The sequence below is a fragment of the Cupriavidus basilensis genome (genome assembly GCF_008801925.2).
GTDB classification, from domain to species: domain Bacteria; phylum Pseudomonadota; class Gammaproteobacteria; order Burkholderiales; family Burkholderiaceae; genus Cupriavidus; species Cupriavidus basilensis.
This window is the reverse complement of sequence record NZ_CP062804.1, coordinates 903,537-918,323: the sequence shown is the minus strand read 5'-3', so window position 1 is coordinate 918,323 and position 14,787 is coordinate 903,537. Positions and strand designations below refer to the sequence as shown.

The following is a 14,787-nucleotide window of genomic DNA, read 5'->3' as shown; positions in this document are numbered from 1 at the left end:
GCATCACTCCTCCGCTAAGGCGTGTTCTCCACGGGCAATGCGTTGCATAAAGTCCAGCTTTAGCAGCAGCTGCTTCATCCCTTCCACGTCCAGCCGGGTGGTGTTGTGCGAGTTATAGTCTTCACCGTGCGTGGTTTGCGTCAGTCGCTGCTCGCCTTGCTCCACAAACTTGGCATAGTTCAGGTCCCTCCCGTCAGGCGGCACACGGAAATAGTTACCCATGTCCTCGGCGCACGCCATCTCCTCCCGGCTGAGAAGCGCTTCATAGAGCTTTTCGCCGTGGCGAGTGCCCATCACGTGCACCCGATGGTCTGGCTTGCGAATCAACTCCAGAATGGCATGAGTCAACACCTCCACCGTAGCTGCCGGCGCCTTTTGCACAAAAATGTCGCCATTGTTTCCGTGCTCAAAAGCGTACAACACAAGATCCACCGCGTCAGCGAGCGTCATCATGAAACGCGTCATCGTCGGGTCCGTTATGGTGATCGGCTTGCCGGAGAGCACCTGCTCCACAAACAGCGGAATCACCGAGCCTCGGGAGGCCATCACATTGCCATAACGGGTGCCGCAAATTACAGTTCCCGTCCCTTCTAGATTCCGACTTGCGGCCACCATCACCTTTTCCATTAAGGCCTTACTGATACCCATGGCGTTTATGGGGTACACGGCCTTGTCAGTGCTCAGACACACCACTCGCCGTACGCCTGCCGCAATGGAGGATTCCAAGATGTTCTCCGTACCAAGCACATTGGTCCGCACGGCCTCCATGGGGTGAAACTCGCAGGATGGAACTTGTTTAAGCGCCGCAGCGTGAAAAACGTAGTCCACACCCCGCATCGCGGGCCCCAGGGTACGCAAGTCGCGGACATCGCCGATATAGAACTTAAGCTTTGAATTATTGTAACGCTTACGCATATCGTCTTGCTTCTTCTCGTCCCGGCTGAAGATGCGAATCTCCCCAATCCCGCTGGAAAGAAACCGTCGAAGGATCGCATTTCCAAATGAACCGGTTCCACCGGTTATGAGCAAAGTCTTTTCTTCAAACATAGATATCCTCTAATAAATTTGAAATTACGAATTCATTTTTGCATTAATAATATCAATATAAGAACATGCCCGATCTCTACTCCCTGGCCGAGACATCACATGTCGATATGCACGCTCCAAATGACTCTCTCGCACATCATCGTCTGCCTTACAAAACCAATCAGCAATCTTCTTTGCGGCCGCCGACGGATCCAACGGGTCAAAATAGAGCGCGTTCACCCCGCAACAATCTCGCACAAAATCTCTATCCGAGGCAAAGAGAGGTCGACGCATCAGCATTGCCTCCAAGGGAGTCGCAGAAAAAGATTCGAGAAGGCTCGGAAAAAAAACGGCATCCATTGATTTATAAAACGAAGGGCATTGGGCAACATTTAACGGACCCACATTAAATATATTTCTACGAAACTCATCGCTTCGCGCCTCCCACTCATCCGAGTTCAATGTCACAAAAAACTGATATTCGACACCGCCAACCAACCTCAATTCACGAGCCACATCCACCAAGAAATCTATATTCTTGTGGATATATGCACGCGAAACGTAACCAATCTTTACGACACCTGGTGGCCCACCATTCAAACCAAGTACCGGCTCCCATCGCGCAGGTTCATAATAGATAGCTGAAACACAATTACTAACCACATCGATTCGATCACCTGGAAAGTACTTTTCTTTAATTAGTCCGTCCCTTACATGCTTGGCTTCCACAATCAATTGCGAAGATGTTCGAAAGAACCACCACTGCACGATAAACTTCAATCGCAAGCGCAATCTCTCTTTCAGCGGCAATCTCAGACTAACATCGTTCTTTGGATAAATAATCCAAGACTGCGCGAACCCAACAACATGATTTCTAATTGACCGCGGCAAATACATCGGCCCGAAAATCGTAAACACTAAATCGAATCCGTAAAAATTATCGCTCACCCCTCGTCTCAACGCCTCAAGACCACGGACATCTATAACTCGGTAATTTCTGATCAATGTCAGATCGAATCCCGAGGAAATCAGGTTGGCATCTACGGCAGATGACACATAAACAACCAACTCACACGCACACAGGCGATCGAGCATCCTCGATAGCTCTAAAATAAACGAAGTCGCGACCTGAACCCCTCCGCCGACGTGAAGATTGGAAGCGTTAATTAGTATCTTCTTCATCGCTTCAAAGTTATTTCCATGGAAAATGTTCTTTTATCTAAAATCACTCCCACAGACCCAAGAGTTAATTTTTATCCCTCATAAAATCTAACACCCGCCCCACTTGTTTTCTCGCATTTTTTCTATTTTTAATAAAATCCGATCCTGACAAAGCCCTCTCCTTCGACTCAGTCTCTGGAATATCTAGAACCCTTAAAATCGCGCCCGCCAACGTTTCGCCTTTCAATTCCTCAACAGTGTAAAGAAACTCGTAATACTCCTTAGGTATTCCATCCAACTTATAGATCAACGTTGGCGTACCAGACGCCAAATACTCCATCAACTTGGATGGAAACGAAAATCTATTGTATTCCCCTTCATTATTACGAGGATTTATCAACAAGTCGGCGTGGCGCTGTAGAAGTGCTATCTCATCGCGATCCTTTTTACCAAGAAACTTGATTCTTGGAAAATCCTTGGCCGCCTGTCTGACCAGATCCTCCGAATTCCCTGCACCACAGATCCACAGCTCTACGGCTCGATCGCTTATTGATTTAAATGCATCGACAAGCCGTGGAATTCCATATCGGTGATCCAGAGTACCCGTATATAGAACAACCTTTTCGCCATATCGCACCTTCGGATCCGCAATACCCCCCATCAAGCGTGACTCGTCATACAACCCCTCCATAATCACGCACCTCCGCTTGTCGACTTTGAGCTCAGTGGACATCTGCTCTGTTAACAAGACAAAGAAGTCAATATCATTCAAAAATCTTGATAGCAGCCGCTTCTCAATATGTTTTAGGTAAAGTCTATACATAAGGCCACAATCACCTGGGTGCTGCGGGAGATCCGTAACAATTACCCCAGTCTTTACCGGCACCCCAATTTTCTTCATCGAGGCAACAGCCGCCAGATATGCCAGATTTAAAGAATAGACAATAACCTCGCAGCCTCCACCGACATCCATCAGCCGCAACGATAATGCCTTTCTTATATTTATATACTTATGTATATTCTTTATAATTGGAAAATTTACATAACCGACCCCAGTAATTTTAATACCCCTCTCATCCACTGATTTCGCATTTCTTATATACGGAGATCTGTGGAATGATGGCCAACTACTAAAGAACGGCGCGGTTATTACCTCTATATCTTCCTCGTTATTTTCGACTAAACCAGAAATGAAACCATTTTGGAAATTTTCTGCAGCATTCTGTAGGGCGGACTTCGAAGCCTCCCTTTCCTTCGAGTACATCTCAAGAGGAGCAATGCCTCCAACAAAGATGCAAGCCATTTTTAGTGGACCTCCAAAATCTGAATACAAACCTTCATCAAGTCGAGAGAACTCGTCTATTAAACTGAGTTTTCGTATGATGGCTCGCTGGCAGATGGAATCTTCGATTAATTCTGCACCATAGGAAGGCGTCAACCTCTTCCAACACGTCGCACAAAACTAAATACTGTAATTCCCAGTCCCATATTGCCTCGCATCTTTATCTATTTTCAACGGCTTGTACGTTCCGTAGAACCTCGGCTTCCTTGCCACGCTAGTTATAATTCCAAGCAATGCGCAATAGGCTGAAAAAGGATACAAGAAGCCATCAAGAATAGGCTCCACAAAGAAAAGTAGATAAAATCCGCTTGTTGTACAGATTACCGATGTAACAAAGTATCTATCTCTTCTGTGGAGTCTCAATGCCCTCCAGGTAACCCGTAGCGAGAGCCAGGTAAAGATAAGCAACAGGATTAGAGCCAACCATCCGCCATTTCTTGCCGAATCTAGCCAAAAATTATGGGAGTATCCAATTTCATCAACACCCCACCCAAATGGGTTTTGATAGAGCAAGGAGATTGATCTATCCCACCGATCCGTCCGCCCTCCCGCGCTTGCGGCAGACGATTCCGCATCGTCAACTCTATCTTTAAAATAATAAGATAGAAAATTATCACCACCATTATCACTAAATACTGCAACCACGCTCACCATCAAAACTACGAACGTAACCGATAAGAGTCCTGCCCGCCTTCTGTTCAACATATAGCCCAGGCATAATGAGGAAAAAATGACCACCAGTTGCGTTCGTGAACCAAGACGAAAGACCACCACCACCGCTGCCGCAAAGATAGCCAACAGGAATATAAACACGGCATTCTTTCCACCTCTCCCCCGAAGCATGAAAAAAGCACCCGAAAGAGAGTTTATTAGAATTAAATATCCACTCATCACCGTGGCACTAGTATCTATTCCTTGCGCGGTAATTAGCTCAATATTTCTACCAATTCCGAAGAAGCCAAAATTATATACATCTAGATATACCGAAACGATGGCAACAACACCAAGGGAAAATGCGATAAAAATCACAGACTTAAAAAATTCCAGACCATCTTCGCAGTTTTTCCCCAGCCATCGCCCAATCAGATAAAGTCCACACGGGAATGACAACAATGAGATATCAACGGACCCGCCTTGATGCCCGGCAAGCGTAAAATTCACCGCATAAACGAACAAAAAAATCAATAAAATAAAAAATTTTATATCCAAGAATTCAAAAGATCTATTCCCGTTAAATATGAAAAGGAGTGGCATCATCAAAGCCAGCTTCAAAAGCGTCCCCACATTTCCAACCAACGAAATGGAAAGCAGAAAAATCGGAAGAAGTGCGCTTGATTTATTAATGCCGTTTTTCATCATCTTTTACCCTGCCTTAACAGCAGCACACTCTCGATAAATCGAAAGCATTTTGTTCAGATTTTTCTGCCTATCATGGCGCTGGGATGCATACGCCATCCCCTCTCCCGCCATCTGGGCGGTCGCACCGGTATGTTTGAATATTTCTCTAATTTTTACAGCTAGAACTTCATACTCGCCAAATCGATATAGAGAGTTCTTTGCAAATTCCTGAAGCATCGTTGGTACGCCTCCTACGAAAGAAGCAAGCACGGGGACACCTAGAATCTGTGCCTCACCAATCGAATTTGGACTATTCTCAATACTCGAAGGTGATATGAAAACATGCGACTTCATATACTCAGCCCTCATCGCCGCGGCTGACTTCGACCCTAAAAACTCGACATGAGGCGTAAGACCTAGCTGTACGATCAGATTTCGCACATATTTTCCATAGCCAGATCGTTTTAGCCGATCTGCTAACGATGAGGATTTTGTGATATCGTTCCCAGCGATTTTCACCTTAATATCTGGAAAATCCCTTTTCAGAAGCGCCACAGCTTTTAGGACCTCGTGCAATCCCTTAATCGGATAGCTTGCTTGGCTCAAGAAAATTGAGTGAGGAACGCATCTATCCACGCTCCATTTTTCAGCCGAATAGAATTCGTCCCGCAGCGATTCATTGCAGAAGTGATATGTAGCATCTGGGCGAATCGCCTTTATATGGGAATAGTCCCACTCCGTACGTCCGATAACTGCGATCGCTCGATTTATGTATTCTCTCTCAACAATTCCACGTCGTTGGAAGGAACGCCGCGCATGAAAAAGCGTGTCCCAGCGCAGGATGTCCCGCAGTGTAATGTTCCGAAAAACTTCCCAGTTACTCATTCCAGCCATGTAGTAACGGTGATAAACCGAGACAAGACCCTGTATGGAGACTAGATATTTCAGCGTCGGGCACGCCTCCATCATTTCCATGCCATGGCTGCACTCGGTTCCGTGAACGTGTGCGAGGTCCGGCTGGAAATCAAGCGCAACCTGACGCCAGTTTAGTACGGAGGAACTTGCACGCCGGAACCTCTTGCATCTCGGAATTAAATAGTAGCGGATGCCATTAATATCAAAATATTGGCTCCGCTCTCCCTCATATACCGTGGCCACCGCCAGTTCAATGCCAGAGATGGCGGCCAAATCGCCCGCCAGAGCATACATCCATCCGCCATACACAGGCGCGGGCAGACCTAGGCGGCTCGAAGCGTCGGGAAATATCGTATTGACCACCCAAAGAATCCTCATAGCGCTCCCATCCTCTTAAAAAACGCGTGCGCTTTGCTTGCGATTCTCCTGGCAAGTTTTGGTCTAATGGATTGGTAATACTCAAATATTCTTTCTATTCCCAATTCGCTTTCGGCAATATCAACGGGGAGATTTGGGGCAGGATTGGTGCTCAGTGATGTCGAATATGTGCGCCCCGCCCTACTTCCGTGAGTACCGCTCCCATCGTGCCCAATATTATCTAGATAGCTCACCGATGGATTCAAGCACAATCCACCGTTTTTAAATATGGTTGCGTACCAATATATTGCCCACGTGTCAATCTTATTTTCTAAATTTAGAATAACTTGACTCCAAAATACACCGGATCCGTTTAAATCAAAATCGCGGATCATTTTCTCATCAAACTCAGAAATCAATTTCTCTGTATTCTTTTCAAAATGCTGCCATCTATCTTTCCATGTACCCCAACCCCAGCAGTTCATCACGCGAAGAAAAAAAGCGTCGCCCAACGCACCGGGATCAATTGGATAGTTCCATCCGCTGACATGCCACACGCGCTCGTCGGCTTGATAGCGATCAAGCGCAAGATTCATAAATGTCAAGAAGCGGCTACTTGTTACGTGGTCATCTTCCAAGACGATCACTCGTTCGTAGCGGGCGCACGCTTCAGTTACGCCCTCGATAATATTCTTCGCGAGGCCATAGTTGCTTTGCCGCTCAATCAAAGTAACGCTTCGGAAACCAGTAGTCGCTTTGGCTAGAAGACGGACTTCGTTGACAGCATCAAATTGCAGCTGGTTGCGAGCAGCATCTGAATAGATAATAAGATCGCTATCTTCTGCAAGGTCATTAGCTGCCAGTGCCTCCAGCGTTCTTTTTGTGTGATCCGGTCTCGCGAAAACGAACAGAACAATTGGTGCCAGGGACTTTTGAGATTTATTCATGATTTATGAAAAAAACTAATCCCGATAATCGCCTTGATCTGCATGCTAAAAATTATTCTCGTTTCTTTATTTGCCGCATTGAAAAATACACTAGCTACCGCCTGCGAAATTACTGTCGCCCATGCAGATCCGGTAACTCCGTATTTTGGAATTAGTATAAAGTTAAGGATGACATTCGCAATTCCACCGGCTAGCGTACGATAGAACGAGTATCTTTGAAGATTCTCTGCGATGAACCAGCGACTGCTGGCTACGCCGAGAAAAACAAATATGCCTGTCCAAATGTGGATGACTAGAACAGGTGCCGCTGCCTGATAACCTGGTCCGTACAACAAATTAACTACCCAGTCTGAAATGAAACTCATAATTATGGCAACGGCCACGGCCATCAACACCATCAACTCGAAGAGCTTTTTTAGCCTCAAATAGTACAGCTCTACACTATTGCGCCTAGCCTCAATAATGGCTGGAAATACCGACGCGCAGATCGCTACTGGAATGAAATACCAAATTTCACTTAAGCGTACTGCCGCCGAAAAGATACCTACCGCCTCGTCGCCTAGCATTTGGCCAAGCATAATCTGGTCAACACGCATATAGACCATTACGGCCAGCCCTGAGAGAATTAGAGGCCAGCTATCGCTCAACAGTCCTTTAGCTCGTTTATATCTATATCGCCAAATACTCAGTTTTTGGCCGTTCAATACATAAACAGCGAGAAGCCCAGCTGCAACCAGGACTCCCTCGGCAAACGCTGCCCATACAAATGCCATAAGCTGGGCACCTCTGACGAGAAGGGAAACTTTGACCAGGGCAAATACGAGAAATGCACCGTTTTCTACCCAAACACCATACTTGGCCTGCACTTTTGCCTCAAACCAATACTTCACAACCTCAGTTGCTTTGAACATCATGCCCGCACCCAGCACCACTATCATGATCTTTGCCAAATGCTCATGAGGACGCAGGAAACCGACGCAGGCCACAGCGAGGCCAAATGCTAAGAGGCCTCCGATAATTTGCAGTGCAAACGCAGTGCCTAGAGTGGAAGGGGCCTTTCCCGGCTCCACAATGAGGTCCCGTACCACAATGCCGTTTAAGCCTAAGGTAGCAATTGCTGTGAAGAGGGCGATGAAAGCTGTTGCATAGTTAAGCAAACCAAACTGGGCCGGCCCAAGATAGCGAGCAATCCAAACGCCGACGAATACACCTACACCCATGCGAAAAATTTTGTCGAAAAATAGCCAACCTATATTGCTTATTATTTCAAGAAGGTTTGTCCGTTTTTCTATTTTTCTACGAATGAATGACGGTAAAATTCGAACCCAGTAAGCTGATGTGGTCATTTTCAATTTTTGCCGTCATTGGGTTTCTGACTTTCTGTGGCCTGATATGACAGAATTCAATCGCTTCCGAACAAATCGCGGCTAAACACCTTATTTTCTACATCACTTATTTCTTCAGTCATGCGGTTAGCTACGATTACGTCAGCTACCTGCTTGAAGGCATCCAGGTCACTGATGACTTTGGAGTGGAAGAACTCACACTCAAGCAGCGCAGGCTCGTAGACTATTATTTCTACGCCCTTTGCTTTAATTCGTTTCATTATTCCCTGAACAGACGAATCTCTGAAATTGTCTGATCCGCTTTTCATTATTAATCGGTAAATTCCCACGACTTTCGGCTTCTTTCTAAGGATACAATCCGCGATAAAATCCTTGCGCGTCGCATTGGCTTTCACGATTGCTCCAATAAGTGTTTGTGGTACGTCTTGATAGTTAGCGAGGAGTTGCTTTGTGTCTTTCGGCAAGCAATAACCTCCATACCCAAACGATGGATTATTGTAATAATTGCCTATGCGCGGATCTAAGCAAGCCCCTTCGATTATTTGACGAGTATCAAGCCCGTGCATGCCGGCATAAGTGTCCAGTTCGTTAAAATATGCCACTCTCATAGCCAGGAAAGTGTTCGCGAAGAGTTTGATCGCCTCGGCTTCGGTAGCGTCAGTAAACAGAACCGGGACGTCTTTCCTGATCGCACCTTGCTGGAGCAATGATGCGAATAATTTTGCCCGTTCTGATTTTTCTCCAACCACGATTCGAGAGGGATACAGATTATCGCGAAGAGCTTTGCCTTCCCGTAGAAATTCAGGGGAAAAAATGAGATTCTCGCAAGAATATTTTTTCCTCGTCTTTTCGGTGAAGCCGACGGGAACTGTTGACTTTATAACAATAACCGCATTGCAATTAATCCTCATCACATCCTTGATCACCGATTCAACTGACTGAGTGTTGAATGTGTTGGTGTCTGGATCATAATCGGTGGGCGTAGCAACTATAACGAAGTCAGCTCCATCGTAAGCTTCCTCTGGCCTGACTGTCGCCCGAAGATTTAAATCGCCTTTTTCTAGGTACGATTCAATATCACTATCTTCGATCGTCGATTTCCAGCTATTAATGGCGTCCACTTTTTCGGCAATAACATCCAACGCAACTACCTCGTGATGCTGGGCTAGTAGGACTGCGTTAGATAATCCGACATAGCCGGTTCCCGCGATGGCGATCTTCATGATTAATTCGTCTTGACGGATATTCTGAAGGGTTAGTTCCTGCATCAACTTAATCCCTTAAATAGAGATTCCGAGATGCGCACTCTTCAACCTAGATTGCTTTCTAGGCGTTTATTTATTTACAACGACTTGGATAACCTCGCGGAGCCATTCGACTCCGACTCGCGAGCGTCGACGCGCCGGAATAGCACACCGCGAACATGTATAGTCGCGTTCAAGAGGAGCAAGAAGGGCTTTGAGATTGCACTCGCCGCATCCTTCACCCCTCACTAATCAGAATTCTTTCTCAATGAGAACTACTTTGATCCGTTTGGCTGGCATACCCGTAGTATGCGTACCGATATCGCCCGTACTTTGAACCGTAGCCGTAGCGATAAGCGTTTGGATCCAGCCCGTTAAACACCACGCCATTTACATCTGCATTCGCCTGTCGCAGTTGTTTCGCCGATTCCACTACTTCCCCGATGGTGGTTTTCTCAAAGCGGGTCACTAAAAAGACCGTACCGCAGCGTGCTGCTAGGATCGCTGTATCGGATACCGCAAGTACCGGCGGGGTATCGATTAGCACGAGGTCGTATTGTTCGCTTACCTCTCGGAGGAGATTCACCATGCGCTCGTTGAGCAGCAGCTCCGCCGGATTAGGTGGCAATCTACCGGTGCTGATGAAATCTAGGTTTTCGAAGACGTTGCGATGCACAACGTCACCGAAGGCAGCCTGCCCTGCCAGGACCTCTGACAAGCCATGCTGTCGATCCTTACCGAAATACTGATTCAAATGGCCCTTTCGCATATCGGCATCGATCAACAGTATCCGCTTTCCACCGCTGGCCAACACTACCGATAAGTTCGCAGAAATAAAGGACTTGCCTACACCGGGTGTGGGCCCAGTCAGCAGGACTCGATTGTTGTCTGCGTCAAGCATGGCGAACTGCAATGCGGTCCGCAAGCTACGGAGGCTTTCGATTGACGGCTCGTTGGGATAACGGTCTGCCAGCAGGAACTTGCCGCGCCTGCGTTGGCGGATATCTTCGGTTAGCGCAACCTGTGCGGATGATAGGGGCACCGTTGCATACACGTTCAATCCAGTATGCTGCTCGATGTCTTGCGAATCAGTTATCCCGCCATAGAGTGCGTTCCGTATGAACGCTGCCACCACGCCTAGCAGTAGACCAAGGATAGCGGAGAGGGCGATGATCAATTGCTTCTTGGGCTTGATGGCCGCCTCCGGAACAGGCGCGTTATCCAGCAAGCGGACATTGCCGACTTTGCCAGCCTTGACCAGTTTGAGTTGCTGCATATTGTTGAGCAGTCCCACGTAGAGGTCGTTGTTGACCTGCACGTCACGCATGAGGCGTAGGGTGTCCTGCTCCAAGTTGGGGAATGCTTTCATGCGACTAGCCATGCCCGCCACCTTCGCACTTAGCGTGGCAATCTGCTGATCGATTGCTTGAATGCTCGGATGCGTCGCGGCAAAACGTGTCAGCAATTCGGTGCGCTTTTGCTTCAGTTCCAGCAGGCTTGTTTCAGCTGTTACGCTCTCTTGCAGAAATGCCTTGCCTTCCTCGCTCAAATTGAAGGTATTGCGCTTGTTGCGCATCTCGTTGTATCTGACTTCGGCGCGCTCGAGCTCGGTCTTTAGCTGCGGCAGAAGGTCACCGAGGAAAACGAGAGACTTTTCTGCTTCAGCGGCTTTACGCTTAATGTTCTGCGCGACATATTCGTCACCGATATCGTTCAGGATACTAGCGGTGAGCTTCGGGTCGGTACCGTCCAGGGAGGCGCCAATAATTCCGCTCTGCTTACCTTTTTCCGCAATCTTGAGTTGGTCTTGTAACGTCTCCAGTGTCTGCAGCCGCGAAAGACGTACTAGATTGAAAGCGATGCCGGGCTTGGCCTTGAGATCCGTCACAAGGAGTGTGAGACTTCCCACGTTCTGATCGGCCTTTAGCAATTCACCTACGCGCCCCTCCAACGGCTTGTCAAGGCTAGCTTGTTCGAGCCGATAGCGCCCCTCGCCAAGCGCCAACAACTTGAATTTCTCTCCCTCTAGGGATTCCGGCACATCGAACTGCTCGACGTTGATCGATTCCCTCGCCCAGGCATAGCCGCCGAAGCCCATCAGACCAGGGTCGGAGAGGCCCTTCGAGCGTCTAGCGATCCATGAGCCGACAAAGGGAAAATAGTTTGGCCTTGCGCTGATATAGAGGTGGAGGTTATCTACCGCCTTACCCACCACCATTCGCGAGCGAAGAATTTCAATCTCTGCGGTCGCCTCCGCCTTCACGTCAAACAGGCTAGACACATCCCCCAACAGGCTCTTCGCACTATTAGGGCTATCCTCCACCTGCACCAGAATATCCGCCTGGTACACGGGCCTTGCCAAGAATGCATAAGCAACACCAAGCGCTAACACCACGGCGGCAATCGTCAAGATCAGCCAGCGGCTGGCAATCAACACGTCCAGATAGCGAACGAGATCGATTTCATCGTCCGGGGGGCCGGTTACTGCAACTGGAGGAGGATTCTGGTTCATTGGCTTTACTGCTAATACTGTTAACGGAGGGCCTGGATACGCGGCACCCAAGCTTCCACGCCGCGCTGGATCAACTCCAGCGCGTTATCAAAGGCAGGACGTCCCTCGCGATAAGGGTCCGGTACGTCGAACTTGGCGAGTTCGCCAAGCCGGAAGACCCGGCCAGTCGTCGCCGGGTGCAGTCGCTGTATCTCCTGCCTTTGCGAGTTGTCCATAACGAGGATCAGGTCGGCCTGCGTGGCGATCGCGCGGTTGAGTTGGCGGGCGCGGTGGCCGGTGATGTCCAGATCCAGGTCTTTCATCAGATCGACTGCATGGGCATCCGCCGGCTGGCCGACCAGTGCGCCGAGCCCTGCCGAGACGACGTTGGCCTCAGGCAGGGCTTGCTTTAGCAACGCTTCCGCCATCGGGCTGCGGCAGATATTGCCGATGCACACCACGAGTACGGTCTTGATCATTTCAGGGTGTTGGCCGTGGAGTTGAGAAGAGTGCCGCTCGGGAGCAACTGATTGATCACGCGGCTCCAGCGAACTACACCGGCTGCGTCGACATACACGACGTCTTTCGGCTTCAACTCGAACGATTCCGCCAGCGCCAAAGACACCGGCGACTTTCCGTCCAGGTGGAATATCTGGGCGTCGCCGTCATCGCTTTTGCGAATGACGTAAAGCTCCTTGGCGTCGGCTGAGGTCGGATTTACACCGCCGGCTTCGCCGATGGCTTCATTTAGTGTCAGGCGACCATTGCGCGGGAGAACGACGGCGGGGCGCACAACTTCGCCAGTGACAAACACCTTGCTGTCTTCACGTTGTTCTACGCGCACGATGTCGCCATTTCGCAGCATCACGCGGGTTGGATCAATGCCTTGTTGCAACAACGCTGGCAGATTGACCGAGTAGTTCTTCCCGGCACGTGAAATGCGAATGCGACTGTTGTCGCCGGTCAGCACATTGACCCCGCCGGCACGGTTAAGCGCCTCAACCAGCGTCATCGGCACATCATCAATGTTCTGCGGGCCGGGAGTCTTCACCTCGCCATCCAGGTAGACGCGCTTGCTGCGGAAGGCGAGCACACGCACGGTGACCTGGGGCATGTTGACTACGCTCTTGAGCTTGGTGCTCAGTTCGCCGCGGATCTGGTCCGGTGTTTTGCCGAGAACGTTGAGCACGCCTGCATACGGAAACTGGATGGTGCCGGCGGGACTGACTACATAGCCAGGTACATTAGCCGCGCCGCTGTAATTGGGGATTTCGTATGCGGAGCCAATCGAGTATGTCTGCGTAGGAAACACCAGCTCAGGGTGATCCCACACCACGATAGAGAGGATGTCGCCGACGCCAACCGTGTAGGCCTCAGGCTCACCAAACAATTCGCTCACCGATGCATTAGTCGGCGTAGCAGCGGCCTTCATCGCCCGCACCAACGCCGGCGTAATCTTCGTCACCTTGGGCACAGACTCCGGATCATCCGGATCAAGCGGGCGCTGCGGATCAAAGCGCATCCCCGGCGCTAGCGCGCAGGATGCGAGTAGTGGAATCGTCCCCAGCAACAGCAACGCTCTACGGAAAGACAGAAGGCTTGAAAGCTTGAACACGTCTTGATAATTCCCTTGATACCCGAAAGTCCGCGCTCCTGGCCGTCTCCTGGCTTGGGATTGCTGCGACGAATCCGCTTGTCCAACATGGCACACGTCGGTGCCTTTCCGCTGCGATGCGCTGCAGGGCGGAGATGAACGTTGCGGCGGTGGCTTCTTGATGCCTGCACGCTTAGCTCTTGCAGTGCATCACTGCGCGAAGACCGGCGAAGTGTATGGCTCTTGGGGGTAGATCTTCAAGGCGATGCGGCCGTTTTTGCCGTGTTTTCTATCCCTACTGAAGAGTGGACCCGACAAAAGGAGGGATGCCCCTAAAAGGGGTAATGCAGAAGAATTTGGTTTGTGTTCATGATGGAGTTTGCTGGCTCTGTTTGTCTGTTTTCACCCGATTGGGCTACGCGGTTTTGCGCGGTTTTTCCGGGGTTTTTTGCGGTTTTCCTTGTTCGCGCACCGAGGTGGCTTGCGGATGGAACGCGCGCTTTCATCGCCCGATTTCGCCGGTCATGCGTTGGCCATGCGCGGATCGTTCTGGTTTTTATTTCCCCACCAAGGTGGGGATCGAATAACTTCGGGGGGACTTCCACGGCAATGCGAATTTGTGCTTGCGTGGAGATGGATAGAGGGCTTTTCAGCGAGATCTAAAACATCATGTTGTGATGCATTCTTGCTGCGCCATGTTGCACATGGCCGATTGCCATGCCCTTAAAAAATGGACCTCTGACTTTTGTGTGGGTGCTGCATGCGGCTGCGCGTTGCTGGAAGCAAGGCGCTGGTTTTCTCCCCTCTCACATGAAGGGGCCGGGGGAGAAGGCGGGCGCTCGCTCAACGTGATGCGCCTCGCTCTTGCGTAGGCCCGCCCTCTCCCCCAACCCCTTGTATGTCGGAAAATATGTCCTGGAAGCCTCAGATCGATGGCCCCATGCCCTGGGCGAAAGCCCAAGTTCGAGGGAGAGCGAGGATCGAGGCTTCCATTTTTGATAGCGTTTAGCCTAAGCCCGAACGGTT

At 49.5% G+C, this 14,787-nt stretch carries 11 protein-coding genes; all 11 read right to left on the bottom strand.

The features are described 5' to 3' along the window. Nucleotides 1–3: 3 nt before the first annotated feature. The 11 genes from F7R26_RS25010 to F7R26_RS24960 all read right to left on the bottom strand — a co-directional run bounded on the left by F7R26_RS25010 (nucleotide 4) and on the right by F7R26_RS24960 (nucleotide 13,782). Entirely contained in the window at nucleotides 4–1,047 is a 1,044-nt protein-coding gene (locus F7R26_RS25010) for a polysaccharide biosynthesis protein (RefSeq protein WP_150988872.1), read from the bottom strand. Nucleotides 1,048–1,071: 24 nt separating this feature from the next. Then, a complete protein-coding gene (locus tag F7R26_RS25005) occupies nucleotides 1,072–2,208 on the bottom strand; it encodes a glycosyltransferase family 4 protein (protein ID WP_150988867.1) in 1,137 nt (378 codons plus the stop codon). Between the two features lie 64 nt (nucleotides 2,209–2,272). Further along, entirely contained in the window at nucleotides 2,273–3,625 is a 1,353-nt protein-coding gene (locus F7R26_RS25000) for a glycosyltransferase (RefSeq protein WP_150988864.1), read from the bottom strand. Nucleotides 3,626–3,649: 24 nt separating this feature from the next. Continuing rightward, entirely contained in the window at nucleotides 3,650–4,888 is a 1,239-nt protein-coding gene (locus F7R26_RS24995; RefSeq protein ID WP_150988861.1) for an O-antigen ligase family protein, read from the bottom strand. A 3-nt stretch (nucleotides 4,889–4,891) separates the two neighbouring features. Continuing rightward, a complete protein-coding gene (locus tag F7R26_RS24990; protein ID WP_170301940.1) occupies nucleotides 4,892–6,145 on the bottom strand; it encodes a glycosyltransferase family 4 protein in 1,254 nt (417 codons plus the stop codon). Nucleotides 6,146–6,156: 11 nt separating this feature from the next. After that, a complete protein-coding gene (locus tag F7R26_RS24985) occupies nucleotides 6,157–7,086 on the bottom strand; it encodes a glycosyltransferase family protein (RefSeq protein ID WP_150988855.1) in 930 nt (309 codons plus the stop codon). Continuing rightward, nucleotides 7,083–8,432 (bottom strand): flippase, encoded by a 1,350-nt coding sequence (locus tag F7R26_RS24980; RefSeq protein ID WP_150988852.1) that lies wholly within the window; start codon nucleotides 8,430–8,432, stop codon nucleotides 7,083–7,085. The genes F7R26_RS24985 and F7R26_RS24980 overlap by 4 nt, the downstream gene beginning before the upstream one ends. Before the next feature lie 56 nt (nucleotides 8,433–8,488). Further along, the gene (locus F7R26_RS24975; RefSeq protein WP_150988849.1) at nucleotides 8,489–9,655 is read right to left on the bottom strand and encodes a nucleotide sugar dehydrogenase; all 1,167 of its coding nucleotides are present in this window, start codon (nucleotides 9,653–9,655) and stop codon (nucleotides 8,489–8,491) included. Nucleotides 9,656–9,941: 286 nt separating this feature from the next. Further along, complete coding sequence (locus F7R26_RS24970; protein WP_150988846.1) at nucleotides 9,942–12,188, bottom strand: polysaccharide biosynthesis tyrosine autokinase; 2,247 nt, start codon at nucleotides 12,186–12,188, stop codon at nucleotides 9,942–9,944. Between the two features lie 20 nt (nucleotides 12,189–12,208). Beyond that, nucleotides 12,209–12,646: a low molecular weight protein-tyrosine-phosphatase gene (locus F7R26_RS24965; RefSeq protein WP_150988843.1), complete on the bottom strand. Its 438-nt coding sequence runs from the start codon at nucleotides 12,644–12,646 to the stop codon at nucleotides 12,209–12,211. Next, on the bottom strand, nucleotides 12,643–13,782 hold the full coding sequence (locus F7R26_RS24960) for a polysaccharide biosynthesis/export family protein (RefSeq protein WP_150988840.1): 1,140 nt from the start codon (nucleotides 13,780–13,782) through the stop codon (nucleotides 12,643–12,645). The genes F7R26_RS24965 and F7R26_RS24960 overlap by 4 nt, the downstream gene beginning before the upstream one ends. Nucleotides 13,783–14,787: the final 1,005 nt, after the last annotated feature.